1 pseudogene is annotated in these 916 nt (G+C 58.3%); it reads right to left on the minus strand.

The features are described from left to right. Positions 1-512: 512 nt before the first annotated feature. Positions 513-776 (minus strand): annotated as a pseudogene (locus V6C16_RS14300) (flagellar basal body-associated FliL family protein); the annotation flags it as partial. Positions 777-916 lie beyond the last annotated feature (140 nt).

A 916-nucleotide genomic window follows, 5' to 3' on the forward strand; every position in this document is an offset into this window, starting at 1 on the left:
GTTGGCGAGCCTGCGAGCCTTACGAATGGCGACAGTGGTTGTGTGGAAACAAACCGCTCGTTACACATGGTGTCTGCAAGCGTAATTTCCCGCGTTACAACTCCTGAAGCATCCGTAACTTCCTTTGCCGTAACGGCTGAAGCTGCGCTTGCATCTTTGCGGCGGGCGACTGCCCACGCAGCCGCCAGAGCAATTTCAAAGTGAAATTGCTCTGGCGCAGGTTCACCCTGAAACGCAGTCCGTTTCCAAAGTTGTTTGACGCTCCTTCCGGCTCCCGGCCTCGCAAACAACCCGCGCTGCCGTCTTTATGCACGGTTTTCGCGTATTGGCGAAAGCTGTGCCTGCCCCGCCCGCAACATATGCGCGCGAACTGCCGAAGCGTTCGCAAATTCAACGTGCCTGACGCCCGGTAATCCGTCATGCCCGATGTGCGGCCCATGCGCAGATACGGCGCACAGCCGGAAAACGCCCGGAATACGGCCGGAATACGGCCGGAATCACGGACGTCCGCCCTATTCCACGACAAAATCCGTAAAGAACACCCGGATAACGCGCTGCGCGCCCAAAATCTGGTTGATGCGCGCCGCCACTTCGGCCTTGAGCAGCACCTTGCCGTCAGGGGTGGCTATATCGGCATAACTCTTGCCTGCCAGCAACATGATGATGGCATCCCGGATACGGGCATTATTGGCCTGAAGGGCCGCCGACACGTCGGCGTTCACCTCCACTTCCATGCCCATCTTGAGATAGCGCCGCCCCGAAGCGTCCGCCAGATTGACGGTAACAGGGCCTGCTGATCAAGGGCAATCAGGTGGCCTCGGCGGAAATTCTTGTCGACCATTTTCTTGCAATGGATCCCGGCAACGTGACCACCAAGATTCACGGCATTGAGACACGCGAACCGGCCTTTAACCTG

The sequence above is a fragment of the Desulfovibrio sp. 1188_IL3213 genome (assembly GCF_036763145.1).
Classification (GTDB): domain Bacteria; phylum Desulfobacterota; class Desulfovibrionia; order Desulfovibrionales; family Desulfovibrionaceae; genus Desulfovibrio.